24 protein-coding genes and 1 pseudogene are annotated in these 26,097 nt (G+C 57.9%); 19 read left to right on the forward strand and 6 right to left on the reverse strand.

All coding sequences use genetic code 11. The features are described 5' to 3' along the window. Positions 1-9 precede the first annotated feature (9 nt). The 5 genes from prfA to kdsA are packed head-to-tail and all read left to right on the forward strand — an operon-like array spanning position 10 to position 4,036. Positions 10-1,092, forward strand: a complete 1,083-nt coding sequence (gene prfA / locus ACA108_09345; GenBank protein ID XEX97673.1) for a peptide chain release factor 1 — start codon at positions 10-12, stop codon at positions 1,090-1,092. Further along, a complete protein-coding gene (gene prmC / locus ACA108_09350) occupies positions 1,092-1,922 on the forward strand; it encodes a peptide chain release factor N(5)-glutamine methyltransferase (protein XEX97674.1) in 831 nt (276 codons plus the stop codon). The genes prfA and prmC overlap by 1 nt, the downstream gene beginning before the upstream one ends. Positions 1,923-1,939: 17 nt before the next feature. Then, the gene (locus tag ACA108_09355) at positions 1,940-2,335 is read left to right on the forward strand and encodes a SirB2 family protein (protein ID XEX97675.1); all 396 of its coding nucleotides are present in this window, start codon (positions 1,940-1,942) and stop codon (positions 2,333-2,335) included. Next, a complete protein-coding gene (gene sirB1 / locus ACA108_09360; GenBank protein ID XEX97676.1) occupies positions 2,332-3,141 on the forward strand; it encodes an invasion regulator SirB1 in 810 nt (269 codons plus the stop codon). The genes ACA108_09355 and sirB1 overlap by 4 nt, the downstream gene beginning before the upstream one ends. Before the next feature lie 40 nt (positions 3,142-3,181). After that, positions 3,182-4,036 carry a 3-deoxy-8-phosphooctulonate synthase gene (kdsA, locus tag ACA108_09365; GenBank protein ID XEX97677.1) on the forward strand — a complete coding sequence of 285 codons (855 nt, stop codon included), beginning with the start codon at positions 3,182-3,184 and terminating at the stop codon, positions 4,034-4,036. A 141-nt stretch (positions 4,037-4,177) separates the two neighbouring features. Here the strand turns inward: kdsA and chaA are convergent, their stop codons facing one another. Beyond that, on the reverse strand, positions 4,178-5,281 hold the full coding sequence (gene chaA / locus ACA108_09370) for a sodium-potassium/proton antiporter ChaA (GenBank protein XEX97678.1): 1,104 nt from the start codon (positions 5,279-5,281) through the stop codon (positions 4,178-4,180). A gap of 281 nt (positions 5,282-5,562) precedes the next feature. On the opposite strand from chaA, the gene chaB reads away from it, so the two are divergent. Both chaB and ACA108_09380 read left to right on the forward strand, forming a co-directional pair. Then, positions 5,563-5,793, forward strand: a complete 231-nt coding sequence (gene chaB, locus ACA108_09375; protein XEX97679.1) for a putative cation transport regulator ChaB — start codon at positions 5,563-5,565, stop codon at positions 5,791-5,793. A 222-nt stretch (positions 5,794-6,015) separates the two neighbouring features. Continuing rightward, positions 6,016-6,720, forward strand: coding sequence for a gamma-glutamylcyclotransferase (locus tag ACA108_09380; GenBank protein ID XEX97680.1), 705 nt, complete (start codon positions 6,016-6,018; stop codon positions 6,718-6,720). Position 6,721: 1 nt separating this feature from the next. On the opposite strand, the gene ACA108_09385 is transcribed toward ACA108_09380, so the two are convergent. Beyond that, entirely contained in the window at positions 6,722-7,075 is a 354-nt protein-coding gene (locus ACA108_09385) for a DsrE/DsrF/TusD sulfur relay family protein (protein XEX97681.1), read from the reverse strand. Positions 7,076-7,154: 79 nt separating this feature from the next. On the opposite strand from ACA108_09385, the gene ACA108_09390 reads away from it, so the two are divergent. The 6 genes from ACA108_09390 to ACA108_09415 all read left to right on the forward strand — a co-directional run bounded on the left by ACA108_09390 (position 7,155) and on the right by ACA108_09415 (position 18,196). Next, entirely contained in the window at positions 7,155-8,354 is a 1,200-nt protein-coding gene (locus ACA108_09390) for a nitrate- and nitrite sensing domain-containing protein (GenBank protein XEX97682.1), read from the forward strand. A gap of 236 nt (positions 8,355-8,590) precedes the next feature. Then, on the forward strand, positions 8,591-9,841 hold the full coding sequence (locus ACA108_09395; GenBank protein ID XEX97683.1) for a CmpA/NrtA family ABC transporter substrate-binding protein: 1,251 nt from the start codon (positions 8,591-8,593) through the stop codon (positions 9,839-9,841). An 11-nt stretch (positions 9,842-9,852) separates the two neighbouring features. Continuing rightward, positions 9,853-10,737, forward strand: a complete 885-nt coding sequence (ntrB, locus tag ACA108_09400; protein XEX98066.1) for a nitrate ABC transporter permease — start codon at positions 9,853-9,855, stop codon at positions 10,735-10,737. 10 nt (positions 10,738-10,747) lie between these two features. Then, entirely contained in the window at positions 10,748-11,536 is a 789-nt protein-coding gene (locus tag ACA108_09405) for an ABC transporter ATP-binding protein (GenBank protein XEX97684.1), read from the forward strand. 10 nt (positions 11,537-11,546) lie between these two features. Further along, entirely contained in the window at positions 11,547-15,614 is a 4,068-nt protein-coding gene (gene nirB, locus ACA108_09410) for a nitrite reductase large subunit NirB (GenBank protein XEX97685.1), read from the forward strand. Then, positions 15,611-18,196, forward strand: a complete 2,586-nt coding sequence (locus ACA108_09415) for a molybdopterin-dependent oxidoreductase (protein XEX97686.1) — start codon at positions 15,611-15,613, stop codon at positions 18,194-18,196. Before nirB ends, ACA108_09415 begins: the two co-directional genes overlap by 4 nt. Here the strand turns inward: ACA108_09415 and ACA108_09420 are convergent. Beyond that, positions 18,173-18,724, reverse strand: a complete 552-nt coding sequence (locus ACA108_09420; GenBank protein ID XEX97687.1) for a YbhB/YbcL family Raf kinase inhibitor-like protein — start codon at positions 18,722-18,724, stop codon at positions 18,173-18,175. The two genes, ACA108_09415 and ACA108_09420, sit on opposite strands and share 24 nt — an antisense overlap. A 114-nt stretch (positions 18,725-18,838) precedes the next feature. On the opposite strand from ACA108_09420, the gene ACA108_09425 reads away from it, so the two are divergent. Next, a complete protein-coding gene (locus ACA108_09425) occupies positions 18,839-20,254 on the forward strand; it encodes a YchO/YchP family invasin (GenBank protein XEX97688.1) in 1,416 nt (471 codons plus the stop codon). Here ACA108_09425 and ACA108_09430 read toward each other — a convergent pair. Then, positions 20,224-20,557 (reverse strand): annotated as a pseudogene (locus ACA108_09430) (DUF4158 domain-containing protein). The gene ACA108_09425 and the pseudogene ACA108_09430 sit on opposite strands and share 31 nt — an antisense overlap. 88 nt (positions 20,558-20,645) lie before the next feature. Between ACA108_09430 and ACA108_09435 the strand changes: the two are divergent. The 5 genes from ACA108_09435 to ACA108_09455 all read left to right on the forward strand — a co-directional run bounded on the left by ACA108_09435 (position 20,646) and on the right by ACA108_09455 (position 23,288). Continuing rightward, positions 20,646-20,969 carry a PAAR domain-containing protein gene (locus tag ACA108_09435; protein XEX97689.1) on the forward strand — a complete coding sequence of 108 codons (324 nt, stop codon included), beginning with the start codon at positions 20,646-20,648 and terminating at the stop codon, positions 20,967-20,969. A 63-nt stretch (positions 20,970-21,032) separates the two neighbouring features. Then, positions 21,033-21,167 carry a hypothetical protein gene (locus ACA108_09440; GenBank protein XEX97690.1) on the forward strand — a complete coding sequence of 45 codons (135 nt, stop codon included), beginning with the start codon at positions 21,033-21,035 and terminating at the stop codon, positions 21,165-21,167. An 11-nt stretch (positions 21,168-21,178) separates the two neighbouring features. After that, entirely contained in the window at positions 21,179-21,709 is a 531-nt protein-coding gene (locus ACA108_09445; GenBank protein XEX97691.1) for a PAAR domain-containing protein, read from the forward strand. A gap of 2 nt (positions 21,710-21,711) precedes the next feature. Then, positions 21,712-22,890 (forward strand): hypothetical protein, encoded by a 1,179-nt coding sequence (locus ACA108_09450; protein ID XEX97692.1) that lies wholly within the window; start codon positions 21,712-21,714, stop codon positions 22,888-22,890. A 2-nt stretch (positions 22,891-22,892) separates the two neighbouring features. After that, entirely contained in the window at positions 22,893-23,288 is a 396-nt protein-coding gene (locus ACA108_09455) for a hypothetical protein (protein XEX97693.1), read from the forward strand. A gap of 368 nt (positions 23,289-23,656) precedes the next feature. On the opposite strand, the gene narL is transcribed toward ACA108_09455, so the two are convergent. After that, positions 23,657-24,307 (reverse strand): two-component system response regulator NarL, encoded by a 651-nt coding sequence (gene narL / locus ACA108_09460; protein ID XEX97694.1) that lies wholly within the window; start codon positions 24,305-24,307, stop codon positions 23,657-23,659. Further along, positions 24,300-26,096, reverse strand: coding sequence for a nitrate/nitrite two-component system sensor histidine kinase NarX (gene narX / locus ACA108_09465; protein XEX97695.1), 1,797 nt, complete (start codon positions 26,094-26,096; stop codon positions 24,300-24,302). Before narX ends, narL begins: the two co-directional genes overlap by 8 nt. Position 26,097 lies beyond the last annotated feature (1 nt).

The raw sequence follows: 26,097 nt of genomic DNA on the forward strand, positions 1-26,097 counted from the left end.
ACACCGCCCATGAAGCCTTCTATTGTTGCCAAACTGGAAGCCTTGCAGGAGCGCCATGAAGAAGTTCAGGCCCTGCTCGGAGACGCAACCACCATCGCCGATCAGGACCGCTTTCGCGCGCTTTCCCGTGAATACGCTCAGCTGAGCGATGTCTCGCGTTGTTTCCTGCAATGGCGCCAGGTGCAGGAAGATATTGAAACCGCACAGAGCATGCTCGACGACCCGGAAATGCGCGAAATGGCGCAGGAAGAGCTCAACGAGGCGAAAAGTGCCAGCGAAGAGTTAGAGCAGCAGTTGCAGGTCCTGCTGCTGCCAAAAGATCCGGATGACGAACGTAACGCGTTCGTGGAAGTTCGCGCCGGGACCGGCGGTGACGAAGCCGCGCTGTTCGCCGGTGATTTATTCCGCATGTACAGCCGCTACGCGGAATCCCGCCGCTGGAAGGTGGAAATCATGAGCGCCAACGAAGGTGAGCACGGCGGCTATAAAGAAGTGATCGCTAAGATCAGCGGCGAGGGCGTTTACGGCCGCCTGAAGTTTGAGTCCGGCGGCCATCGCGTACAGCGCGTTCCGGCCACGGAATCGCAGGGGCGTATTCATACCTCCGCCTGTACCGTTGCCGTGATGCCGGAAATCCCGGAAGCAGAGCTGCCGGATATCAACCCGGGCGATCTGCGAATCGATACCTTCCGCTCTTCGGGCGCGGGCGGTCAGCACGTTAACACCACCGACTCCGCTATCCGTATTACCCACCTGCCGACCGGCATCGTGGTTGAATGCCAGGACGAACGTTCCCAGCATAAAAACAAAGCGAAGGCGCTCTCCGTGCTCGGCTCGCGTATCCGCGCGGCGGAAATGGCCAAACGTCAGCAGGAAGAGGCGTCCACGCGCCGTAACCTGCTGGGCAGCGGCGACCGTTCCGACCGCAACCGCACCTACAACTTCCCGCAGGGCCGCGTGACCGATCACCGCATCAACGTTACGCTCTACCGCCTGGACGAAGTGATGGAAGGGAAAATCGACGGGCTGATTGAGCCTATCGTGCAGGAATACCAGGCCGACCAGCTGGCGGCGCTCTCCGAGCAGGATTAATGGATTTTCAGCACTGGCTTAACCAGGCTATAGCCCAGCTTACTGAAAGTGAAAGTCCGCGCCGCGACGCGGAGATTTTGCTGGGATTCATCACTGGAAAAGCCCGCACGTTCATTCTGGCCTTTGGTGAGACGGTGCTTACGACAGCGCAGGAACAGCAGCTCGATGAACTGCTGTCACGTCGTGTACGAGGCGAGCCTGTCGCGCATCTGGTAGGGGAGCGAGAGTTCTGGTCGCTGCCCCTGCGAGTTTCCCCCGTCACGCTTATTCCCCGCCCGGATACCGAATGTCTGGTTGAGCAGGCCCTGGCCCGCATGCCCGTTGAGCCTTGTGCCGTGCTCGATCTCGGTACGGGGACGGGGGCGATTGCCCTTGCTCTCGCCAGCGAACGCCCTGACTGTTCCGTTACCGCAATGGATCTCATTCCCGAAGCCGTTGAGCTTGCTCGCGAGAATGCCGATCGTCTTGGCATTACCAATATCAGGGTCTTGCAAAGCGACTGGTTTAGTGTGCTCAATGGCCAGCGTTTTTCGATTATTGTCAGCAATCCGCCCTATATCGACCGCGAAGATCCGCATCTTGCGCAGGGCGATGTGCGTTTTGAGCCGCTCAGCGCGCTGGTTGCCGATAATCACGGGCTAGCGGATTTACACACGCTGATTACGTCGTCCCGACAGCATCTTGAACCCGGTGGCTGGCTGCTGCTGGAGCATGGCTGGCAGCAGGCGCAGCAGGTACGGCAACTGTTCCATGCCGCGGGTTTCGCTGAGGTTGAGACCTGTCAGGACTACGGCGGCAACGACCGCCTGACACTGGGACGCTATTTTTAAGATAAGGAACGCTTTTGATGGCAACTTACTTTGCGCTCAAGCATTTGCATATTTTAACGGTCATCATTTCGGTGAGCCTGTTTGTACTACGCTACTGGTGGCAGTACCGCGAAAGCCCGATGTCCGGCAGGCGCTGGGTGCGCATCGTGCCGCATATCAACGACACTCTATTGTTGGGCAGCGGTATCGCACTGGTGATGGTGACGCACTTTTATCCGTTCACCCCACAGGGGGCGTGGCTGACTGAGAAACTGTTTGGCGTTATCATTTACATCGCTTTGGGTTTTATCGTGCTGGGCCGACGCCCGCGCAGCCAGCAGTTACGGTGGATTGCCTTCCTGCTGGCCCTGGTGGTGCTCTACATCATCGTTAAACTCGCCACCACAAAAATACCGTTATTGGGGTTTGTATGAGTCCGTTAGCCGATTTTGAATTCAATCAGGCGCCGTTATGTGAAGGTATGATTTTAGTTTCGCAGGTAATTCGTGATGATTTTCCCGTTGCGGAAGTGCGTGCGCAGCTGGATCAGCTGGTCCGCCAGGCCCGTGAAGATATCTGTGAGGCAGATGATGCGGACCTCCAGCTGGAGAAGCTGCTGGAGCTGTTTTATGGCGAATGGGGTTTCAAAGATGCGGGCGGCGTTTACCGTCTTTCAGACGTGCTGTGGCTCGATCAGGTCTTAAAGAACCGTCGCGGCAGCGCGGTTTCGCTGGGAGCCATTCTGCTGTGGATCGCCGAAAGCCTGGATATCCCGTTGATGCCGGTTATCTTCCCGACGCAGCTGATTCTGCGCGGCGACTGGCTGGACGGCGAAATGTGGCTGATCAACCCGTTCAACGGCGATACCCTGGACGAGCATACGCTGGAAGTATGGCTGAAGGGCAACATCAGCCCGGGCGCGGAGCTGTTTGAAGAAGACCTCGATGAGTCCGACAATGCCGAGGTGATCCGAAAGCTGCTAGACACGCTGAAATCCGCCCTGATGGAAGAGCGGCAGATGGAGCTGGCGCTTCGTGCAAGTGAAGCCCTGCTGCAGTTCAACCCGGAAGATCCGTACGAAATCCGGGATCGCGGCCTGATTTACGCGCAGCTCGACTGCGAACATGTGGCGCTCAGCGATCTCAGCTATTTCGTTGAGCAGTGCCCTGAAGACCCGGTCAGCGAAATGATCAAGGCACAAATTAACTCGATTTCGCATAAGCAGATTACCCTGCACTGATGCTAAGTTTTTACATGTTTCCCAACAAGGCGAGATAAAGATGGAACAAAAAGTGGTTAAGATTGGCGATATCAAGGTCGCAAACGACCTGCCATTTGTGCTGTTCGGCGGCATGAACGTGCTGGAGTCGCGGGATCTTGCGATGCGCATCTGCGAGCACTACGTGACCGTGACCCAGAAACTGGGTATCCCTTACGTGTTCAAAGCCTCGTTCGATAAAGCAAACCGTTCATCCATTCACTCTTACCGTGGCCCGGGCCTGGAAGAGGGAATGAAGATTTTCCAGGAGCTGAAGCAAACCTTCGGCGTTAAAATCATTACTGACGTGCACGAAGCAAGTCAGGCGCAGCCTGTGGCTGACGTGGTAGACGTTATCCAGCTGCCGGCGTTCCTGGCTCGCCAGACTGACCTGGTCGAAGCCATGGCGAAAACCGGCGCGGTCATTAACGTGAAGAAACCGCAGTTCGTAAGCCCGGGCCAGATGGGCAACATCGTCGATAAATTCGAGGAGGGCGGCAACGACCAGATTATTCTCTGCGATCGTGGCGCTAACTTCGGTTACGACAACCTGGTCGTCGACATGCTGGGCTTCAGCGTAATGAAGCAGGTTTCTAAAGGTTCCCCGGTTATCTTCGACGTTACCCACGCGCTGCAGTGCCGTGACCCGTTTGGCGCGGCGTCCAGCGGTCGTCGAGCTCAGGTTACCGAGCTGGCGCGCGCGGGTATGGCAACGGGCCTGGCAGGTTTGTTCATCGAAGCGCATCCGGACCCGGACAACGCCCGCTGCGACGGCCCATCCGCGCTGCCACTGGCGAAGCTCGAGCCGTTCCTCAAGCAGATCAAAGCGATTGACGATCTGGTGAAAGGCTTCGAGCCGCTGGATACCAGCCACTAAATTGCTTTCGTTGGTGGATGACGCTGACGCTTATCCACCCTACAGACTTTCGTAGGTCTGATAAGCGGAGCGTCATCCGACAATGCCAAAGTAAAAAAGCCCTTATCTCGCGATAAGGGCTTTTTTATGTCCGGGGCAAAATCAGGCAAATATCGTCATCAGATAAGCAGCGAACAGCGCAAGATGAGCCGTACCGTTGAGGACGTTGGTGCGCCCCGTCGAAAACGAGATCTGGCACAGCACCAGCGAGGTCAGCATCACCACGACTTCCGGTTTGCCGAGACCAAAGATCAGGTCGTTCCCCGTCAGCATTGCGATCAGCGTTACCGCCGGCACCGTCAGGGAAATCGTGGCCAGCACCGAGCCGAAGAACAGATTCATTGCGCGTTGTACCTGATTGTTCAGGACCGCCCGCAGGGCGCCCAGACCTTCCGGGGAGAGGATCAGCAGCGCGACCAGGAAGCCGGTGAACTGCGCCGGAGCATTGAGCGTACCCAACAGCGATTCCAGCGGGCCTGCGTTCATCTTGGTGACGGCGATAACCGCAACCAGATGCACAATCAGCCAGGAGGAATGCCAGGTGCTGCTGTGCGCCGACGGTTTGCCGTGTTGCGGGTCATCGTCGTCGGCCTCATCTTCATGCTCGTAGACAAACAGGCTCTGGTGCGTTTTGGTCTGGATAAGCAGAAACACGCCGTACATGGCCGCAGAGATAGCCGCCACCATCAGCGCTTGTCCGGTACTGAAATTGCCTTCCGGCAGGGCTGTCGGGAACACCAGCACAATCACCGCCAACGGGAACAGCGCTATCAGGTATTGTTTGATGCCGAAGAGATTCATGTACTGGGTTGCGAATTTTCGACCGCCCAGCAGCAGGGAGAAACCCACCAGGCCACCGGTAACAATCATAATGATGGAGTAGAGCGTGTCGCGCATCAGCGTCGGTGCGGCATCGCCCGTTGCCATTAAGGCGGAAATTAAGCTGACTTCAAGGATAACGACGGAAAGGCTAAGAATTAAGGAGCCGTAAGGTTCTCCCAGGCGGTGGGCCAGCACATCGGCATGGCGGACGACGCTAAAGGCGCTGCTTAAAATACCTACCAGCGCAAGAATATTGATGCCTATCACCACTGGCAACGACTGGCCGGACCCCCACACTGCCAGTACGGCCAGCGCCAGAATCGGGAAAATGAGAGAACTCTCCTTATGGCGGGTTTTAACCGCCTCGTGTGCTGTTTTAGTCATTCTGCTACTCCATTTACGCAGGTGTTATGCAATTTCTTCATTATAGTCATAGTTTTTGACGGTATAACCATAGCAAAAAACCGCAACAATTCGGAAAAGTTTACCTAGTTTTACGGGTTTAGCATGTTAATCATCTGAATTGGGTATAAGTAATACTTATTTAATAATAACCATTTTAAAACATGATGATAAAAGTTGTCACTTACAGAAATTCTCCAAAAGCTGGCGTCCTGGTCTCGTCTGTTTCAGACTTAAGTATTACCCAAACAGGAGACGAACCTATGCCATACAAAAGCAAAAGTGACCTTCCGGACAGCGTGCAAAACGTGCTGCCTGCCCATGCGCAGGCTATTTATAAAGAGGCGTTTAACAGCGCCTGGGACGAATACAAAGATAAAGAAGACCGTAAGGGTGACGCCAGCCGCGAAGAGACGGCCCACAAAGTCGCCTGGGCCGCCGTGAAGTATCAGTATGAAAAGGGCGACGACGAGAAATGGCACAGGAAAAAGTAGCGCTGCATAATTGAATGTTTTTGCTTCACTTTCCCCACCCCCTCCCACAGCCTGGCAGGTTTTGATGACATTTTTATTATTTTGTGATCGTCATCAAACTTGCCAGCGACTCGCTAATTGCATATCGTCAATAAAATACTGCTTTATAAGTGAGCAGTAAATAAAGCCGGGAAGGCGTATCTGACGTAGTCACAGGGAAGTATGCGGTGGTGGAGGTGTAGGGTGTTAACGCGTGATTTCTTAATGAAAGCGGATTGTAAAACGGCTTTCGGTTCCATAGAGGAATCGCTGCTGTGGACCCCGGAGCAGCGCTTGGCATCCCTTGCCGCAACGCTTGCCTGTCGTCCAGACCAGAGCCCGGTATGGATTTTTGGCTACGGCTCCTTAATGTGGAACCCGGCGTTCGAATTCGAAGAGTCAGCGCCCGGCACGCTGGTCGGCTGGCATCGCGCCTTCTGCCTGCGCCTGACGGTCGGGCGAGGCACCGTCTGCCAGCCGGGTAGAATGCTGGCGCTGAAAGAGGGGGGCCGAACCACCGGCCTGGCGTATCGTCTACCGGAAGCGATTCTGGAAGAAGAGCTGACGCTGGTCTGGAAACGTGAAATGATCACCGGCTGCTATCTGCCGACCTGGTGCCGGCTGGTGCTGGACGATGGCCGCACCGTCAACGCGCTGGTATTTATTATGGATCCCCGTCACCCGCTGTATGAAGCCGATACCCGCGCCCAAATCATCGCCCCGCTTATCGCCGCCGCCAGCGGCCCGCTGGGCACCAACGCCCAGTATCTTTTCTCCCTTGAACAGGAGCTTAAAAATCGCGGCATGCACGACGACTGCATGGATGAACTGGTCAATCAGGTTCGCGACTGGCTCCGGAAACCGGAGCAGGAAGGCGGCAGCTTTGAGTCGGGATTTGCCGCCACCTGAGTTAAAAGGTCAAAACTTTATCGGCCTGCAGCGTCCAATCGGCCAGCTCCACCAGCGTGCCGATAGCCACGCCGTCCGCCAGCGGGAGGCTGGTGATGCCCCGCCCGTCGGCGCAGGTTTTACACAATTTCACCGGCACGTTCTGCGCGGTAAGGATCTCCAGCATCTGCTGGATGTTATACCCCTCGGCGGGCCTCTGGCCCCGCAGGCCGGCGGTGACGGCATCGGACATTAAAAACAACTTAAGCTCGGGTGCCTGCGGCTGGTCGCACAGGGCAATAGCCAGCCGCAGGCTGTTGAACAAAGACTCGCTGCCGTAGGCGGCCCCGTTGGCGATAATCACAATTTTCTGCATTTCTCTCTCCTTTTCTCCTTAAGGCACGACTTTTGCTTCGCTAAAGGATATCAGCGGCAAAGATCCTTCAGGAGCGTTTATGAATCCCACTGCCCACGACTTTCTGCTTGTTGCTAAGGCACGGGAGCGCGCACAGCTCCAGGATCTGCTGCAAATAGGGCAGCTTACCGGGCGGATCGCGAAGCTGGTCCATATGCTACAGCGTGAACGCGGAGCCTCCAATATCTGGCTGTGTTCTGGGGGACGTCAGTTTGGCGAAGTACGTCTCGTTTATGCGCGGGAAGTTGACCAGCAAATTGCCTGCTTTCAGCAGAGCCTGCTGCAGCCGGAATATCTTCCCGGCAGCGGGCTGGTCGCCAGCCTCGCCTGCGCGCTGTACTCGCTTGAGCAGCTTGCGGCGCTGCGCGAGCGAATCGCCAGCCGGCAAATTGACCCTTTCGACGCCATGGAGCAGTTCAACACCACGCTGAGGCATTTACTGTGCATCGTCCCGCAAACCAGCAACGTGGTGGACGAACCGGGCGTGGCGCAGGCGCTGGCCACCTTATTCAGCTTTATGCAGGGCAAGGAGCTTGCAGGGCAGGAGAGGGCAATTGGCGCGCTCGGCCTCATCCGGGGCGAATTTGACGAATCGCTGCGCCAGCAGCTGGTGGACAGAATCGACGGCCAGCAGCACTGTTTTGACACCTTCTACAGCATGGCGGACGAGCCGCTGCGCGAACGGTATCGTCGCTGCGCCGAACCCTGCCGGGAAATGGAGCAGCTCAGGCGACAGGCCTGCACGAGGCTTAACCGCGCAGAGGATGCGTCAGCGCTTGTTTCACGCTGGTTCACGCTGCTGACAGCCCGCATTGATGCGCTGAGGGACATAGAAGAAATGCTAATCCACAACGTTCTGGCTCAGGCACAGCGCGCGCTGGGGCAGGCGCTTAAAGAGCCGGATATCAGCGACGACGTGATGGCGAATTTCATCGCGGGAGTGAAAGAGTTCCGGCCAGGCGAGCATTATCTCGACCGCCATCTGCTGGTGCTTGTCCGCCAGCAGGCGCAGCAGCTTGAGTCTATGGCCCGCAGGCTCGCCTCGCTGGAGACGACGCTCGCTGAACGCAAGGTTATCGAAAAGGCGAAAGGGCTGCTGATCCGCCATCAGGGCTACAGCGAAGAGCAGGCCTGGCAGGCGCTACGTAAAATGGCGATGAATCAGAATAAGCGCATGGTTGAAGTGGCTGGCGCGATGGTAGCCGTGGCAGACATCTGGACATTACCCCCAAAGGAGTAGCTGCACAGAGAGTGGGCATTTGATGCATTTTCCTGGTGCGTTTTGACTCGCGTGAAGCATCATAATGCCGAATTATCGCGTTTATAAGCTGGCACGCGGGTTGCATTACTCCTTTAACAATATGGTTTTCTCAGGCTTCCCCAACGGCGGGGCGGGCCTGGCCGGACAAAGGCGTCCTTCAGTGTATTCCCACACTGACGGGCGCTTTTTTTTTACTTTTTTTCAGGAGCAGGCAGATGGGTGTTAACGCAACAACGCTTTCCCGCCGACGATTCTTACAGGCAGGCGCCGCGCTGGGCGGGGCTTATTTACTGCCTGGCCTGATGAATGCCGCATGGGCAGCGGGCAGCGACGGGCCGGAGCAGGAAACGGTGAAGGTTGGTTTTATCCCGCTAACAGACTGCGCCTCCATCGTGATGGCCTCGGTTAAGGGCTTCGATAAAAAACACGGCATAACGATTGTACCGAGCAAAGAGGCGAGCTGGGCGGCGGTGCGCGACAAGCTGGTCTCCGGCGAGCTGGATGCGGCCCACGTTCTGTACGGCCTGATTTACGGCCTTGAGCTGGGCATCGCGGGCAAACAGCAGGCGATGGCGAACCTGATGACGCTCAATAACAACGGCCAGGCCATTACGCTTGCCATGGAGCTGACGAAGCAAGGCGTCTCCGATGCCGCGAGCCTGAAAAAGCTGATTGCCGCCAACGCGCCCGGTACTTTCACCTTCGCTCACACGTTCCCGTCGGGGACCCACGCCATGTGGCTCTATTACTGGCTGGCCGCCGCCGGGATCCATCCGTTCAACGACGTTCGCACCGTGGTCGTCCCGCCGCCGCAGATGGTGATGAACATGCGTATCGGCAATATGAGCGGCTACTGCGTGGGTGAACCCTGGAACCAGCGGGCCATCAACGACGGCATCGGCTTTACGGCGGCAACCTCCCAGTCCATCTGGGCCGATCATCCCGAAAAGATTCTGGGCACGCGCAGCGCATGGGCTGACCAGAATCCCAATACCGCCCGCGCGCTGGTGGCATCCGTGCTTGAGGCTTCCCGCTGGATAGATGCCAGTGAGGCAAACCGCCGCGAAACCGCCAGCGTGCTTGCCGGGCGAGCTTACCTGAATACTAAAGTCGGCTACCTCACCCCGCGCATGCTCGGCGAATACGACAATGGGCTGGGTAAAAAATGGCACGACGACCACGGCATGCAGTTTTTCCGTGACGGCGAGGTGAACTATCCGTGGCTCTCGGATGGCATGTGGTTCCTGACCCAGCACCGCCGCTGGGGGCTGCTGGATAGCGATCCTGATTATTTAGCCGTCGCCACGCGCATCAATCGTCTTGATATTTACCGGCAGGCCGCCGCGGCCGCAGGCAACGTAGCCGTGCCTGCCAGCACGATGCGCGCCAGCACGCTGATGGACGGCAGCCAATGGGACGGCAGCAACCCTGCCGCCTACGCAGCAAGCTTCGCCATAAAACGTTGAGGGGAAATATGATGAATCCACAGGCCCAAAAAACAGCAGAGCAAGACGCAGCGCCGCCGGTGGCGGAAGTGATTATCCTGCCGCCGGTAACGGTTCGCCGACGTAAACCGCGATGGCGGCAGACCAGCCAGAGCCTGCTGGAACGGCTGATCCCGGCAGGGCTGGGCATGGTGCTGCTGCTGGTCGGCTGGCAAATTGCCGCCGTCACCAGCAAAGGTTTCCCCACGCCTCTGAGCACGCTGGACTCGGCCATTACCCTGTTTGCCGATCCGTTTTATGACGCCGGGCCTAACGATATGGGCATCGGCTGGAACGTGCTCGCCTCGTTGCAGCGCGTGGCGGTGGGCTTTGGCCTGGCTGCGCTGGTCGGGATCCCGGCAGGCTTTCTGATTGGCCGTTTCACCTTTATGGGCAGAATGTTCAACCCGGTCATCGCCCTGCTGCGGCCGGTCAGCCCGCTGGCCTGGCTGCCTATCGGCCTGCTGCTGTTCCAGAAGGCCGAGCCGGCCTCGGGCTGGACCATTTTTATCTGTTCGATCTGGCCGATGATCATCAACACCGCCGAAGGGGTAAAGCGCATCCCGGAGGATTATCACAACGTGGCGCGCGTGCTGCAGCTTTCCGAGTGGACGGTGATGCGCCGCATCTTATTCCCTGCGGTCCTGCCCGCCGTGCTGACCGGCGTCCGGCTCTCCATCGGCATCGCCTGGCTGGTGATCGTGGCGGCGGAAATGCTCACAGGCGGGCTGGGGATCGGCTTCTGGATCTGGAACGAGTGGAACAACCTCAACGTCGAAAACATCCTGATTGCGATTGTCATCATCGGCGTGGTGGGGCTGCTGCTTGAGCAGGGGCTGATGTGGCTCGCCCGCCGCTTCAGCTGGCAGGAAAAATAAGGGGATAACCATGAAAAAAATCATTCAGCTGCAGAACGTCAGCCAGCGTTTCTCCACCGCCAGCGGTGAGTTTCTGGCCTTAAGCAACGTCAGTTTCGATATCCATGAGGGGGAAACCATCAGCCTTATCGGCCACTCCGGGTGCGGCAAGTCCACGCTGCTTAATCTGATTGCGGGCATTACGCTGCCTTCCGAAGGCGGGCTGCTGTGCGACAACCGGGAGATAGCAGGCCCGGGCCCGGATCGCGCAGTGGTCTTTCAGAACCACTCTCTGCTGCCGTGGATGACCTGTTTTGAGAACGTTGAGCTGGCGGTGGACAAGGTTTTCAGCCGCACCATGAGCCGTGTCGAACGCCGGGAGTGGATCGTGCACAACCTGGAACGCGTGCAGATGGGCCACGCGATAAACAAACATCCCGGGGAGATTTCCGGCGGCATGAAGCAGCGGGTGGGCATCGCGCGGGCGCTGGCCATGAAGCCGAAGGTTCTGCTGATGGATGAGCCTTTCGGCGCGCTGGACGCGCTGACCCGGGCGCATCTCCAGGATACGGTGATGCACATCCAGCAGGAGCTGCAAACGACCATCGTACTGATAACGCACGACGTGGACGAAGCCGTGCTGCTCTCTGACCGCGTGCTGATGATGACCAACGGCCCGGCGGCTACGGTTGGCGAGACGCTGCACGTTGACTTGCCTCGACCACGCAACCGGGTTGCCCTTGCGGAGGACGGACGCTACCACCTTCTGCGCCAGCAGGTGCTGCGATTCCTCTATGAAAAGCAGCCTAAGGCCGCCTGAGGAGCCGACCATGAAGCAACGCCTGCTTGTTATCGGCAACGGCATGGCGGCTGTCCGCCTGGTGGAACAGCTCACCTCGCTGGCGGCCGACCGGCTGGAGATCACGGTATTTGGTGAGGAGCCAACGCTGAGCTACAACCGCATCCTGCTGTCGCCGGTTCTGGCAGGAGAGAGGCCTGCCGCCGCGACGCAGTTGCACGACCAGGCCTGGTATCAGGAGCGGGGCATTAATTTGTTGTTCGGTGAGGCCGTTCTTTCAGTTTCTACCGCCGACAAAACTGTTCGTACTTCCCGACGCAGCATGGAGTACGACGAGCTGGTATTTGCCACGGGCTCGCTGCCCTTTATCCCGCCGATCCCCGGCCATGCTCAGCCTCACGTCCACTGTTTCCGCACCCTGGCGGACGTCGAGGCGATATTGCGCGGGGCGGGGAACGTGGCGGTGTTGGGCGGAGGCCTGCTTGGGGTAGAAGCTGCCGCGGCCTTAAACGCGCGGGGTATCCCCGTCACGCTTATCCACCGCCAGCCCTGGCTGATGGATCTTCAGCTTAACCAGCAGGCGGGACTGCTGCTGGAAGAGTCTTTAACGGCCCGCGGCATTGTGAGCGAATTGAACTGCGGCATTGAAAGCATCGGCAATGACCGCGTACTGCTCAGCAATGGCCGCGAGCTGGCTGCCGGACGGGTCGTTATCGCCACCGGCGTCAGGCCGAATATCTCCCTTGCGCAGAAAAGCGGCGTGCCCTGTGAACGGGGGATTCGCGTTGACGCCCAGCTGCGCAGCCAGATCCCACACGTCAGCGCGCTGGGGGAATGCTGTGAGATTGACGGGCAAACCTGGGGGCTGGTGGCTCCCTGTCTGCAGCAGGCCGACGTGCTCGCCGCAAGGCTGGCGGGATTGCCTGTCGCTGATTTCAGCTATCAGGATCGCGGCACGCGGCTCAAGGTCAGCGGCATTCCATTATTTTCAGCGGGCGACTTAAGCGAGCGGCCCGGCACCCGGATTCTGACGGCGTTCGATCCTCTTTCCCGACACTACCGCTGCCTGCATCTGCGCGATGACAGGCTCACCGGCGCGCTGCTGATGGGTGACATTCAGTCCGCCAGCGCCCTGACAGACGTGCTTCTGAACGCGGCTCCCGTTACTCCGGGCGTCCTGTTTGACGACTTTACCCACCAGATGCAGCCGCGGGCTGCCGGAGATGGCGACATGAAAAAATCAACGCTGGTAGTGATTGGGCACGGCATGGTCGGGCATCACTTCCTCGAACAGTGCGTCGCGCTGAATTTACATAAAACGCACCATATCGTGGTGTTCGGGGAAGAACGCCATCCGGCCTACGACCGCGTGCATCTTTCCGAATACTTCTCCGGGCGCAGCGCGGAGTCGCTGTCTATGGTGCAGGGAGATTTCTTTGCCGAACACGGTATTGAACTGCGCAGCCACACCGGCATCGTGGAGATCGATCGCCAGCAGCGTCTGGTACGGGATAGCGAAGGGCATGAAACGTGGTGGGACAAGCTGGTGCTGGCAACCGGCTCCTGGCCATTTGTGCCGCCGGTACCCGGCAATGATTTACCCGGCTGCTTTGTCTACCGCACGCTCGACGATCTGGATGCCATTGCGGAGCGCGCGCGCGGCGCCTCGCGTGGCGTGGTCATCGGCGGAGGGCTGCTGGGACTGGAAGCCGCTAACGCCCTCAAACAGCTCGGTCTGGAGACATACGTCGTGGAGTTTGCGCCAAACCTGATGGCCGTCCAGCTCGATAACGACGGGGCCGCCATGCTGCGCGCGAAAATTTCCGACCTCGGCGTCAGGGTGCTGACCGGCAAGGCGACGACGGTGATCACCGAAGCCGAAGGCCTGCGGCTCAGTTTTGCCGACGGAGAGAGTCTGGATACCGATCTGATCGTTTTCTCCGCAGGTATTCGCCCGCAGGACAAGCTGGCGGGCGGCTGCGGGCTGGCGCTGGGTGAGCGAGGCGGCATTGTCATTAACGACAGCTGCCAGACCAGCGACGACGCAATCTACGCCATCGGCGAATGCGCGCTGTGGGAGGGCAAAATCTTTGGCCTGGTCGCGCCGGGCTACCAGATGGCGCGGGTGGCTGCGGCGAACCTTGCCGGGGAAAGCACGGCGTTTCGCGGCGCCGACATGAGCACCAAACTGAAACTGCTCGGCGTGGAGGTCGCCTCCTTCGGCGACGCTCACGGGCGCACGCCGGGTAGCCAGAGCTATCGGTGGACCAACGGCCCACGGCAGATCTACAAGAAAATCGTCGTTTCGGCGGACGGCAAAACCCTGCTTGGCGGCGTGCTGGTGGGCGACAGCGGCGAATACAGCCAGCTGCTGCAGATGATGCTCAACGGCATGGCGCTGCCCGCGCAGCCCGAAACGCTGATCCTGCCCGCCTCGCCGGGGGCGACATCAAAAACGCCTGGCGTCGGCGCTTTGCCTGATACGGCGCAGCTCTGTTCCTGCCACAACGTCAGCAAGGCGGCTGTCTGCGCGGCGGTAAACGGCGGCGCGGGGGATATGGCGGCGATAAAAGCCTGCACCAAAGCCGCGACGGGCTGCGGGGGCTGCTCCGCGCTGGTGAAGCAGGTAATGGAGTACCAGCTCCAGCAGCAGGGCGTAGAGGTCAAAAAAGACATCTGCGAACACTTCGCTTACTCCCGCCAGGAGATCTACCACCTGGTGCGGGTCAACCATCTGCATACTTTTGACCAGCTCATCAGCCGCTACGGGCAGGGACACGGCTGTGAAATCTGTAAGCCGCTGGCGGCGTCGGTGCTGGCATCCTGCTGGAATGAATACCTGCTCAAGCCGGCCCATTTGCCGCTGCAGGATACCAACGATCGCTATTTCGCCAACATTCAGAAAGACGGCACCTATTCCATCGTGCCGCGCGTGCCCGCCGGGGAGATCACGCCGGACGGGCTGATCGCCATCGGGCAGGTAGCGAAGCGCTATCGGCTCTACAGCAAAATCACCGGCGGACAGCGCATCGACCTTTTTGGCGCGCGTCTCGAAGAGCTACCTGCGATCTGGGAGGAGCTGGTGGCGGCTGGTTTTGAGACCGGCCACGCCTACGGCAAGTCGCTGCGCACGGTGAAATCCTGCGTGGGATCGACCTGGTGCCGCTACGGGGTGCAGGACTCCACCGGGCTGGCGATTGAGCTGGAGAACCGCTACAAGGGGCTACGCTCGCCGCACAAAATCAAAATGGCCGTTTCGGGCTGCACCCGCGAATGCGCGGAGGCGCAAAGCAAAGACATCGGCGTCATCGCCACTGAGAAGGGCTGGAACCTCTATGTCTGCGGCAACGGCGGCATGAAGCCGCGCCACGCGGATCTGTTCGCCAGCGATCTTGACCGCGAAACTCTGATCCGCACCGTCGACCGCCTGCTGATGTTCTACATCCGCACCGCCGACCGGCTCCAGCGGACCAGCACCTGGATGGATAACCTCGAAGGTGGGCTGGAATACCTGCGCGACGTGGTGCTCAACGACAGCCTGGGCCTGGGCGAAGAGCTGGAGAAAGAGATGGCGGGCGTGGTGGCTACTTATCAGTGCGAGTGGCAGACCACGCTGAACAGCCCGGACCGCCTCGCGCTGTTCCGCTCTACCGTTAACAGCGACAAACCGGACGAAGCCGTGCAGCGGCAGATGCTGCGTGGACAGCTGCAGCCAGCGGATGCTGAGCCGCGGCAACAGATTGTACCGCCGGTGAAACCGTGGCAGGCCGTCTGCGATATCAGCGCGATACCGGCGCAGGCAGGCATTGGCGCCCGGTTGGGGGATCTGCAAATTGCGCTGTTCCGCTTCGGCGAGGCGATTTACGCCCTTGATAACCACGAGCCGGGCAGCGTGGCGAACGTGCTCTCGCGTGGGATCGTAGGTGATGTAGCAGGCGAACCGGTGGTTATCTCTCCGCTTTATAAACACAGGTTCCGCCTGCGCGACGGCCGAAGCCCGGACGGCGAGCTGGCGGTTCGCGCCTGGCCGGTGAAGGTAGAGCAGGGCTTGGTCTGGGTTGGGAGCCAGGCGCTGATTACGCGCGCGGAGGCATCATGAGCGCCCCGGTGCGTTCAACCTGCCCCTATTGCGGGGTAGGTTGCGGCGTAACGGCCCGGACCGATGAGAACGGCGGCATGAAAATAGCCGGGGACGAACAGCATCCGGCCAATTTCGGGCGGCTGTGCGTAAAGGGAGCTTCGCTTGGCGAAACGCTCGGTCTGGAAGAGCGTCTGCTGTTCCCGGAGGTTAACGGCGAGCGCGTTGCCTGGGAGGCGGCGCTGGACCATACCGCGCAAAAATTGCAGGACATCATTCGGGAGTTCGGTCCAAAGGCGGTGGCGTTCTATGCTTCCGGCCAGCTGCTCACCGAGGATTACTATGTTGCCAATAAGCTGATGAAGGGGTTCATCGGCGCGGCGAATATCGACACTAATTCGCGGCTCTGCATGGCTTCGGCGGTGGTTGGCTACAAACGTGCGTTCGGCGCGGATTTCGTGCCGTGCAGCTATGAAGATCTTGAGCAGACGGATCTGGTGGTGCTGGCAGGCTCAAACGCGGCCTGGACGCACCCGGTGCTCTATCAGCGGCTGGCGGAGGCCAAACGGCAGCGCCCGGAGATGAAAGTCGTGGTGATAGATCCGCGCCGCACCCCGACCTGCGATATCGCCGATCTGCACCTGGCGCTGCGGCCCGGCAGCGACGCCGGGCTGTTTGTCGGCCTGCTTCATTATCTGACGCGGCACAGGCCGCCGGGCCAGACGTTCGACGGCGAGGCCGAAGCGCTGGCGCTGGCTGCCGGGTGGCCGCTGGAGAAATGCGCCGACTTTTGCAGGTTGGATGCGGGGGCTATCGGCACCTTCTGGCAGTGGTTTGCCGACAGCCCGCGCGCCATGACGCTCTACACCATGGGCATCAACCAGTCCTCAAGCGGCAGCGACAAGTGCAGCGCCATCATCAACGTGCATCTGGCCAGCGGTAAGCTTGGGCGCGCGGGCTGCGGGCCGTTTTCGCTGACCGGACAGCCAAACGCCATGGGCGGCAGGGAGGTCGGGGGGCTGGCAAACCAGCTGGCCTGCCACCTTAATTTTGAACCTGCCGACATCGCCCGGCTCGGGCGCTTTTGGGGCAGCGAGCGAATCGCCGAAACGCCGGGCCTGATGGCGGTGGAGCTATTTGATGCCATAGGGCGGGGAGAGATAAAAGCCGTGTGGATCATGGGCACCAATCCGGCGGTTTCGCTGCCGGATGCCTCCGGCGTGGAGCGGGCGCTGGCGAAATGCCCGCTGGTCATTGTCTCCGACGTGGTGGATAAAACGGACACCGGACGCTACGCCCACGTGCGCTTTCCGGCGCTGGCCTGGGGAGAAAAAAACGGCACGGTCACTAACTCAGAGCGCAGGATTTCGCGGCAGCGCGACTTTCTGTCGCCGCCGGGGGAAGCCCGCGCCGACTGGTGGATTTTGTCGCAGATTGCCCGGCGGCTCGGCTATGAAAAAATGTTCGCCTGGCAGCATCCACAGGAAATTTTTTGCGAACATGCGGCGCTGTCGGGCTATGAGAATAACGGCTCACGCGCCTTTGATATCAGCGGGCTGGCAGCGCTGACCCGCCAGCAGTACGACGAGCTTGAGCCGGTGCGCTGGCCCGTTGCCGCAGCCCCCCACGGCCCGGTGAAAAGCTGGCGCAAAAGCGGCAGGTTTCAGATGGCGGGGGGTGATCCCCGGCTGCCAGCGGCCCTGACCGACCGTAATTATCCGTTACTGCTTAACACCGGGCGAATTCGCGATCAGTGGCACACCATGACGCGAACCGGGTACGTGCCGGGCCTGATGCAGCATACCGTTATGCCGTACCTGGAGATTAATCCGCTGGACGCACAACGCTATGGCATAACGGATGCAGGGCTGGTACGCATTGCATCCCCGCTGGGCGGCATGATCGCCCGAGCGCAGCTGAGCGAACACCAGCAGCCGGGAAGCCTTTTTTCTCCGATGCACTGGAGCCAGCAGTTTGCCCGTAAGGGGCAGATAAACAGCCTGGTGGCGAAAGTATGCGATGTCGATTCCGGCCAGCCGGAGAGCAAACAGACGGCAGTCCGCCTTCAGCGCTGGCAGCCTGCGTGGTACGGCGAGATCTTCACAGTCGGTGAAATTGTCTTTGCGGAGGATATTCAGTGGTGGCGGCAGGCGTCGCCGGGCGCGGCGCATTTTCTTTGCGCGGCGGACAGCGATCCGCGGGCCTGGGCGGCAACGCTGACAGCCGGTCGAGGCTGGCAGCTGCAGTACGCCAGCTGCGACGGGGAGCTGTATCATCTGCTGGCGTGGCACGACGGCAGGTTAAGGCTGGCCTTCTATGCCGCAAAAGCCTGGCCGGACATTGACCGGCAGGCCGTGCTGGCGGCGTTTGAAAATGCGCCGCATGGGCGGCATTCGTTGCTGGCGGGCCGGGCGCCCGGAGGAGCAGCGGCCCCGGGCAGAACGGTTTGCAGCTGCTTTAGCGTGGGCGAGATGACAATTCTGGGCGCCATCGCGTCGGGCTGTCACACCGTCGCGATGCTGGGCGAGAAGCTGCGGTGCGGCACCAACTGCGGCTCCTGCATCCCGGAGCTGAAGGCGTTACTGCCCAAAGCGGCTGATTAGCCCCGCCGCCGCCAGGGCGTGCCCCTTGAGCTTAGCGAAAAGCTCTTCGCGGGTCAGGCCAGCGGGAAGAGCATTGGCGCGCAAATCCGTGGCGATCAGCGTCCAGGTGTAGTGGTGCGCACCGCTTCCTGGCGGAGGACACGGCCCGTGCCAGGCCTGGCTGCCGGGGGTATTTTTACCTCCGGTGAAACCTTTACCGTCCCGCAGCTGGTTAGCGGTAAAACCAGTCGCGCTGGCCGGGATGTTATAGGCCACCAGATGCGTCACGCCCAGGCCTTTTGCCCCTTCCGGATCGTGCACTATCAGCGCAAAGCTCTGCGTAGTGGCAGGAGGATTGCTCCAGACTACCGGGGGGGAAAGATTCTGACCGGTACAGTTCGGGTTATTCTTCGCGTTGCCCGCGTACTGCTTATCCAGCATCGCGTTATCGGCAAACGCCGGGGACTGCAGCATAAACAAGCCTTCAGCCTGAGCGGTAAAACAGCCGCACAAAAGCAGGGCGGACAAACAGCGTAGCGAGGTTTTCATAGTGGGTTGCTCAAAGGGCTGGAACTATAAGCGTAGCGCGAATTTAGGAATAAGTTGGCGTGCGGGCAGGGACTTTAAGCGTGTTCAGAACACGCATGATGTTATAATTTCCAGATGTTTAAAAAAGCTGTCCCGCTGTTAATCCTGAACTTCACACTCCTGAGCACCGGAGGAGCCGCCGCTACCCGTCAGCCTTTCGTCGAACAGGGTGATACGCTTTTGTCTCCTGCTCCGCCAGAACTTCCCGACTTAGGCATGGCCCCGGAAACCGACGCCGCCGCTAAGCACATTGCTGAAATGGCTAAAAAATTCGGCGAGGCAAGCATGATCGACAACGGGCTGGACGCCGGAGACCAGGCACGGCTTATGGCATTCACCAGCCTGCGGGACGCGCTGGCCGACAGGGTCGTGGACGAGGCTGAATCGCTGCTCTCCCCGTGGGGTAAAGCCAGCTTTAACCTGCTGGTGGATCAGCACGGCAGCTGGAACGGCAGCAGCGGTTCGCTGTTTTCGCCGTGGCAGGATAACGAGCGCTATCTTACCTGGAGTCAGATTGGCTTCACCCAGCAGGAAGAGGGCACGGTCGGCAACCTCGGCGTCGGGCAGCGCTGGGTAGCGGGCAGCTGGCTGCTGGGCTACAACACTTTCTACGATACCCAGCTGTCGAAGCATCTTCAGCGCGCCGGGCTGGGCGCTGAGGCGTGGGGTGAATTCCTGCGCCTGTCCGCCAACTACTACCATCCGATGAAGGGCTGGCAGGACGATACCGACACGCAGGAGCAGCGCCTGGCGCGGGGGTATGACATTACGGCGAAGGCGTGGCTGCCGTTCTACCGGCATATTAATACAAACCTGAGCCTCGAGCAGTATTTTGGCGACAGCGTGGATCTGTTCGACAGCGGCACGGGATACCGTAACCCGGTTGCGGTGACCATGGGCCTGAGCTATACGCCGGTGCCGCTGGTGACCTTTACCGCCCAGCATAAGCAGGGGGAAAACGGCGTCGGGCAGAATAACCTTGGTCTGAAGCTGAACTATCGCCTTGGCGTGCCCTTTGCCAAACAGATTTCTTCTGCGGAGGTGGCGGCGACCAGCTCGCTTCGTGGTAGCCGCTACGACAGCGTCGACAGAAATGATTTACCGGTGATGGAATATCGCCAGCGTAAAACCCTGTCGGTGTTTTTGGCGACGCCGCCGTGGGAGCTGCACCCGGGTGAAACCGTCGAGCTCAAGCTGCAGGTGCGGGCGAACCACGCCATCCGCAATATCACCTGGCAGGGAGATACCCGGGTGCTAAGCCTGACGCCTCCGGCCAACAACCGCAGCACTGACGGCTGGAGCGTGATTATGCCTGCGGTGCAGAATGGCGAATCGGGGGAATACCACCTCTCCGTGACGCTTGAGGATGACAAGGGGCAGAAGGTGACGTCGAACTGGATTACGCTTAAGCAGGCTGAGCCGCTGGTGGTGACTCCGGCAGAAGATCCGCGCTACAACCTTCTGCCGGTGAACGACTTTACGCCAAGATAGAGATACAGTTCGGTTAAATACTCACGTCGAGTTGTATCCCCGCCGTAAAGGTAAGCAGGCCAGAGATCCCTGCTAATCTTCAGCCTGCTGGCGATATGCTTCAGCAACGCATCTGGGGGTGTTTTTTTTATCTGGGGCAAAGCCTGCATTTTTCAGGTAACAGAGAAGAACGGCAAAACCAAAACGGCTGGTGGGTTTACGGTGAGCACTGATAAGCGCCAGATCATGCTAACTGAAATACGCCATTTGGGTCAGCGTTAACTCATCCTCTGGTAACACCAGCAATGATTCTCTTTCCGACAGCTAAAGGATCTGCCGAGTGATTTTGATTAAGTCGTGATTGCTGTATGCTGCCGGTGAGTATAACCGCTTATATATTGAGGGATTAATAATGGCAAGAGCACTAGCCTGCCTGGGCGATAAAACGAGTTATGGAGAAATTATTTCAGCGACTGCGTCCTGGTTCGAAGGAAGTAAAGCAATAGCCCGAACCGGCGACAAGGCATCATGCAGCAAATGCACCGGGTATTTTGAAATCCTTGCCTCCGCACAGGACTGGGCAGAAGAAGGCAAAGCGTATGCTGCCACAGGTGACAGAGTGCTGTGCCGTTGCCCCGATCACTATGTTTACGGTTCAGCCACGCAGTCTACCAGCACAGGTACTGGCTCTCTGACCTCCCGTAATACCAGCCAGTCTCCTGTACCGGCGCAGTAGGCACAGGATCCCAGCGCCCGGAACTGTATTCGCTTTCAATGCTCCGGTGACGATGGCCAGCTTATGGCTGGCTGTCGCTACACCCTGATGCTCCCGGACGGACGTTCTGAAGCTGGCGTTACCGATGAGCACGGGGCTACGGGGTGGCACTATGCCGAATCGGCAGACGATATCAACCTGCATATTCTTACGGACTGAGGAAAACTTGTATGTCAGACAACAAATGGAGTGGTGTGCACGGTAAAAACTCCGGGCTTGATGGGGATAAAACATCAACAGGGGCAGTCTGTTATGCAGGAAGCCAGGGCTGGTCAGTGAACGGAAGGCGAAAGCTCTACGTGGGTGATAAAACGTCACCCTGCCCGAAATGCGGACAACCTGGAGTGATTGCTTCCGGCGATCTCCGGCAGACCAATCCACAAGGGAGGGCAGTAGCCGTCGATGGTTCACCAGTACGCTGCGGGTGTGCGACCGGCACGAACTTCGTTATTGCAGCAGGAAATCCGTCAACGGCAAAAATTGCCAGCGCACAGAGCCGGTCTGCCCGGCAACCTTCTTCACGTAATACCCTTCGTTTTCAGTGTGCAGATGATGATGGCAGACTGATGGTGGATTGCCGATATGTTCTGATGTTCCCGGATGGCCACACGGAAACGGGGAATACGGATAGCCAGGGGATGACAGCGTGGCATAATGCTGAATCCGCTGAAAATATTAACCTGCATATATTAATGGATTAATTATGGCTGTTTACCACCTCAGTACCCGTGTTAACTCTAACGCCCCAGCTCATTCTTTGCTGTATGACCTGTGTATTTATCGCATGGACTCCAGCAGGAATAAACACCCCCTGGTAGATGTGAAACAACAGCCGTTTCAGGGGAGTTATGAAACACAGAGCCACATGACCGGAAATATAAATGAGTCACTCTCGACTATTTATATTATGGAAATGAAACTTTACCGAAAAACCATGTTGCATACGCACTGTGTAACGCCTGTTCCGTTCACTAAGATGTACACGCTGGAAGAATTTGCGTCAGGCAAAGCCTGGTCTCCGGTGAAGCGGGAGAACCCCTGTTATTTTGAATCAAAAGGGACAATGAAACCTGAAAGTCAGGGGGGCGAAACAAAGAAGATAAAAATCACCATTCCTGAACGTCCATTTATAGCGAAAGAATATACTATCGGAACGCCGCAGGATCCGTTTGAAAAAAACAAAATTGATTCTGAAATAAACGACAGATTTTATCATTATTCTTACCCTTATCAGGATAGGGCAAGTGTATGTGGACCTGCTGCATTTTTTTACTGTGTTCAAATGGACCGTCCTGATGTATATGCACAAGCTGCCAGGGAATTATGGCGGTATGGAAAGACTAAAATAGGTGCACTGACCATCTCCCCTGGCGAAGGGTGTAAGCACCCTTCAGGTATGTTTTATACAGGTGGAGGTCAGCCAAGGATCTTAGGGCTTGACTGGATGACACTGGCTGGGCTCAGGGATTCAGAAAATACCATGCTGAGCTTTGATGCTCTTGATTCGCCAGTGGCTGGTATCACAATGTGGCAAACACTGACTGAATGGTTTGAAAAGGCCGGTTATGAAAAGGTGTTCAGTAATGTAGGAATCACTCAGGCAGGTGTCCAGGGAATCAGAGATTTAAATAAATATGTAGAGCAAGGTTATAAAGTTGTGACATTAATAAATGATGGACTGCTTGAAGGTAGTACAAACAACACGACATTACCTACGCACTGGATTGTATGGGATGGTTCTGTAACACAGGATAATAATGGGTATGTTAATTTAAAATTATTTTCCTGGGGGCAATCAACTAACTGGGTTAAACAGGAAAAAGATTTGCAATTTTTTATCAATAGATTTTTCGGGGGAGTGGTTTTCAAGCCATTAAAGTAGCAATGAGGATATTTTCTGTTATTTTTGTTTCATTTGCAGTATCAGCATGTACTTTACATGCTGATGTTACTCCTGATGGTAATTCACTTAACTATGCTATAGTAGGAACACCGTATGCCAGTGAAATAAATATAAATGGTGGTGCTGTATCATCTTTAGATTCTAGAGGAAAAGAAAGATTCGTAGGTGAAATAACTCCATCCGATACAGGATTAACTTTAAGGTATTGTAATGATTCTCCAGCTCACAATTGCGTCAGGGTTCAGGGAGTACCAGTAAAGCCGGGGATCGTCACCGTACGAGTATCAGGCGGATTGTTTGGCACTAATGTAGCGACAGGTGGGGAATTTGATAAAACATATACTATTAAGATCAAAGATTCAGAAGGGTCTTTTTAAGATCGTTTAAGCGGTGCTCTCAGCATCGCCCATCAAGATACGAGAATCCGCTCAGAGAGCGGTTTTCTCACACCTTAGTGGTAAAAAAAAACCTTAACGTACAATAATTTTCAATATCCAAACTGACCCAGTCATAATTCATCCCGGTCATACGTCAGGGTGGGATCTGTTAACCTCTGGTATTCCGTTCACCCGTCCGTCTGGCTATCTCTGCTACCGTTGCGAACGGCGAACACCCTATGGACGTTCACCAGTTTGGCAGCAACATATGCCACCTGACGCAGAGTGAACGGAACCTTCTCAATCTCGCCAGTAACTGTTTACAAGATCTGTATAAAAGACAGTTGCCGGAATAGGGGGATAGTGCCCTAAAAAATACGCTCCTGATGCACCCAGACCGCCGCTTCGACGCGGGATTTCAGCTTCATCTTTTTCAGCAGGTGCTTTACGTGAACCTTGACGGTGCTCTCGGTGATATCGAGGCGGCGGGCAATCATCTTGTTTGGCAGCCCCTGGGCGATGAGCTTCAGGATATCGCGCTCGCGTGGGGTCAGTTGATTCACATCGCGGTCGGACGTTGCGCGGTTAGCGCGCAGGCTTGCCGCCAGCACCGGGGTTAACGCTTCGCTTAACACCATCTCACCTGCCGCCGCCTGCTGCAGAGCTTTAAGCAACTCTTCTGGCTCCATATCTTTCAGCAGATAGCCGTCCGCACCGCGCTTCAGCGCGGTAACAACGTCTTCTTCGTGGTTAGAGACGCTGAACACGACAATACGTCCCGACAGCGGTTTTTCACGCAGGCAGTCCAGGGTTTCCAGACCGTTCATGCCGGGCATATTCAGATCCAGCAGGATCAGGTCGGGATCGAGCGCTTCCGCGAGTTCAACGCCCTGAGCCCCGTTCCCCGCTTCGCCGACGACGGCCAGCTCGGGCGCCATGCTGATTAGCTGTTTGACGCCGGTCCTTAGCATCGGGTGATCATCAATCAGCAAAATAGTTGCTGCTTCCGGGTTACTCATCGCTTACTCCTGTGGCAGAAGACAAATGTGATTCGGGCATAAAACTGACGACCACTTCGGTGCCGCCACCAGCGCGAGTCCGTATCTGGCAGTCGCCCTTCAGGCTCTGCGCACGGTCTCGCATAATAATAAGTCCGTAATGGTTTCTGCGCTCGCCGTTATCGGGTATTCCGCAGCCGTTGTCCCATACGGTTAGTTTGACCTGCTTGTCGAGATGTTCGACGATCACGCCGCAGGCGGTGGCCTGGGCGTGCTTAAAGCTGTTGTTCAGCGCTTCACGGGCGATCTGCACCAGGTGAATGGCCTGATACGACGGCACCAGGCGAGGCGGCAGCTGGTAGTCCAGCTCAACGGCAAAGCCGAGCCTCACGCTGAACTCCTGGCAGCTCGTTTCGAGGGCGGGGCGCAGGCCCGGTTCAACCAGCTGCAGGCGGAATGTGGTTAGCAGTTCTCGCAGCTGGCGCCATGAGGTGTTTAGCTCGTTGCGCATCTGAGCGAGCAGTTCACGCATCTCCTCCGGCAGCGCCGAACCCTGCATCTGCAGGCAGCTCACCTGCATTTTCAGGCAGGAGAGCGACTGTGCGATGGAGTCGTGCAGCTCGCGGGCAATCGTCGCGCGCTCTTCCATCACCACCAGCTGCTGCTGGTGCTCATGCTGCCTTTCAACCGCAAGCGTAGCGGTAAGCTGTTCGATGAGCGTTTCTATCAGCTGCTGCTGATCGGCGGTCAGGCTGCTGCCATGCGGAAGCTGGGCGAGCACCAGGCCGTACTGAATATGGTTATCCGTGAGCCGCCACTTCACGGCGCTTGTTTCGGCAGGCTCCGCCGCTGGGGCTCGCGGGCAAAGATGGCAGCCCTGTGCCTCACAGCTGTTATCCGGCTGGTAGGTGTATTCGTCGTAGTTCTCTTCGTCTTCGTATTCGTACACGCGAAGCTCGATGTTGCGCAGCGGCGTCAGGTGCTGCAGCTCGCTTAGTACCGGTGAGAGCCGCTGGCAGAGCGGAGCCTGGGAGTGCAGGCGGCGGTTTGCCTGATATAAAAAGGAGAGGATGCGATTTTTCTGCTCCAGCCCGGCTGTTTTTTCCCGTACGCGCTGCTCCAGCACGGCGTAACTTGCCGCCAGTTCGGCGGACATGCTGTTAAGCGCACTCCCCAACGATGCCATTTCGTTACGGCCCGACACGTTAACCCGGTGGGTAAAGTCACGCTGCCCAATAGCCGAGGCCATCGCCAGCAGCTGCCGCCACGGACGCAGCAGGCGTTTACGCAGCCAGACGACGGTGAAGATCAGCAGCAGCCCCATCAGCCCCGCCATGCCTCTTTGTAACTGAACGATGCGCTTCAGTCGCTGCTCGGTGGTTTTATCGAACGAGCTGACAAGCTGATCGATACGGCCGACAAACTGCGCTACGTGGGGAGTGACCTGACTGGCGTATTTAGCACGGTTAATGGCGGGTTCCAGCGTGCCGCGCCAGTAGTTCTGCAGCTGGGTCAGCTGTACCTGCTGCCCGTCCCGGCGGGCGGCCTCCTGCAGGTCACTGCTCCAGGCAGTTTGCGCCATTTCGTCCAGCAGCGGGGCGTCTTTTTCGGTAAGCGGAATGGCCGTCAGCAGGCGGTAGCTCTGCATCCGCAGCGACCCGGCTTTGTTAATCGCGTGGGCGTTGCCCTGAATTCCCTGCGCGAGCCAGCTGGCAAGGCTCATTCCCGCCACGCCGAGCGTTGCCAGCAGCAGCACAATCAGCGCTAACTGGTTAACCAGAGTGAGAGGGGAAAGCAGGCGTTTCAACATT

It is taken from the genome of Dryocola sp. LX212, from assembly GCA_041504365.1.
Lineage (GTDB): Bacteria > Pseudomonadota > Gammaproteobacteria > Enterobacterales > Enterobacteriaceae > Dryocola.

Excerpts from the sequence above, each read along its gene's own strand:
- prfA (XEX97673.1), top strand. The coding sequence starts at position 10 with ATGAAGCCTTCTATTGTTGCCAAACTGGAAGCCTTGCAGGAGCGCCAT.
- prmC (XEX97674.1), top strand. The coding sequence starts at position 1,092 with ATGGATTTTCAGCACTGGCTTAACCAGGCTATAGCCCAGCTTACTGAA.
- ACA108_09355 (XEX97675.1), top strand. The coding sequence starts at position 1,940 with ATGGCAACTTACTTTGCGCTCAAGCATTTGCATATTTTAACGGTCATC.
- sirB1 (XEX97676.1), top strand. The coding sequence starts at position 2,332 with ATGAGTCCGTTAGCCGATTTTGAATTCAATCAGGCGCCGTTATGTGAA.
- kdsA (XEX97677.1), top strand. The coding sequence starts at position 3,182 with ATGGAACAAAAAGTGGTTAAGATTGGCGATATCAAGGTCGCAAACGAC.
- chaA (XEX97678.1), bottom strand. The coding sequence starts at position 5,281 with ATGACTAAAACAGCACACGAGGCGGTTAAAACCCGCCATAAGGAGAGT.
- chaB (XEX97679.1), top strand. The coding sequence starts at position 5,563 with ATGCCATACAAAAGCAAAAGTGACCTTCCGGACAGCGTGCAAAACGTG.
- ACA108_09385 (XEX97681.1), bottom strand. The coding sequence starts at position 7,075 with ATGCAGAAAATTGTGATTATCGCCAACGGGGCCGCCTACGGCAGCGAG.
- ACA108_09390 (XEX97682.1), top strand. The coding sequence starts at position 7,155 with ATGAATCCCACTGCCCACGACTTTCTGCTTGTTGCTAAGGCACGGGAG.
- ACA108_09395 (XEX97683.1), top strand. The coding sequence starts at position 8,591 with ATGGGTGTTAACGCAACAACGCTTTCCCGCCGACGATTCTTACAGGCA.
- ntrB (XEX98066.1), top strand. The coding sequence starts at position 9,853 with ATGAATCCACAGGCCCAAAAAACAGCAGAGCAAGACGCAGCGCCGCCG.
- ACA108_09405 (XEX97684.1), top strand. The coding sequence starts at position 10,748 with ATGAAAAAAATCATTCAGCTGCAGAACGTCAGCCAGCGTTTCTCCACC.
- nirB (XEX97685.1), top strand. The coding sequence starts at position 11,547 with ATGAAGCAACGCCTGCTTGTTATCGGCAACGGCATGGCGGCTGTCCGC.
- ACA108_09415 (XEX97686.1), top strand. The coding sequence starts at position 15,611 with ATGAGCGCCCCGGTGCGTTCAACCTGCCCCTATTGCGGGGTAGGTTGC.
- ACA108_09420 (XEX97687.1), bottom strand. The coding sequence starts at position 18,724 with ATGAAAACCTCGCTACGCTGTTTGTCCGCCCTGCTTTTGTGCGGCTGT.
- ACA108_09425 (XEX97688.1), top strand. The coding sequence starts at position 18,839 with ATGTTTAAAAAAGCTGTCCCGCTGTTAATCCTGAACTTCACACTCCTG.
- ACA108_09435 (XEX97689.1), top strand. The coding sequence starts at position 20,646 with ATGGCAAGAGCACTAGCCTGCCTGGGCGATAAAACGAGTTATGGAGAA.
- ACA108_09440 (XEX97690.1), top strand. The coding sequence starts at position 21,033 with ATGGCTGGCTGTCGCTACACCCTGATGCTCCCGGACGGACGTTCTGAA.
- ACA108_09445 (XEX97691.1), top strand. The coding sequence starts at position 21,179 with ATGTCAGACAACAAATGGAGTGGTGTGCACGGTAAAAACTCCGGGCTT.
- ACA108_09450 (XEX97692.1), top strand. The coding sequence starts at position 21,712 with ATGGCTGTTTACCACCTCAGTACCCGTGTTAACTCTAACGCCCCAGCT.
- ACA108_09455 (XEX97693.1), top strand. The coding sequence starts at position 22,893 with ATGAGGATATTTTCTGTTATTTTTGTTTCATTTGCAGTATCAGCATGT.
- narL (XEX97694.1), bottom strand. The coding sequence starts at position 24,307 with ATGAGTAACCCGGAAGCAGCAACTATTTTGCTGATTGATGATCACCCG.
- narX (XEX97695.1), bottom strand. The coding sequence starts at position 26,096 with ATGTTGAAACGCCTGCTTTCCCCTCTCACTCTGGTTAACCAGTTAGCG.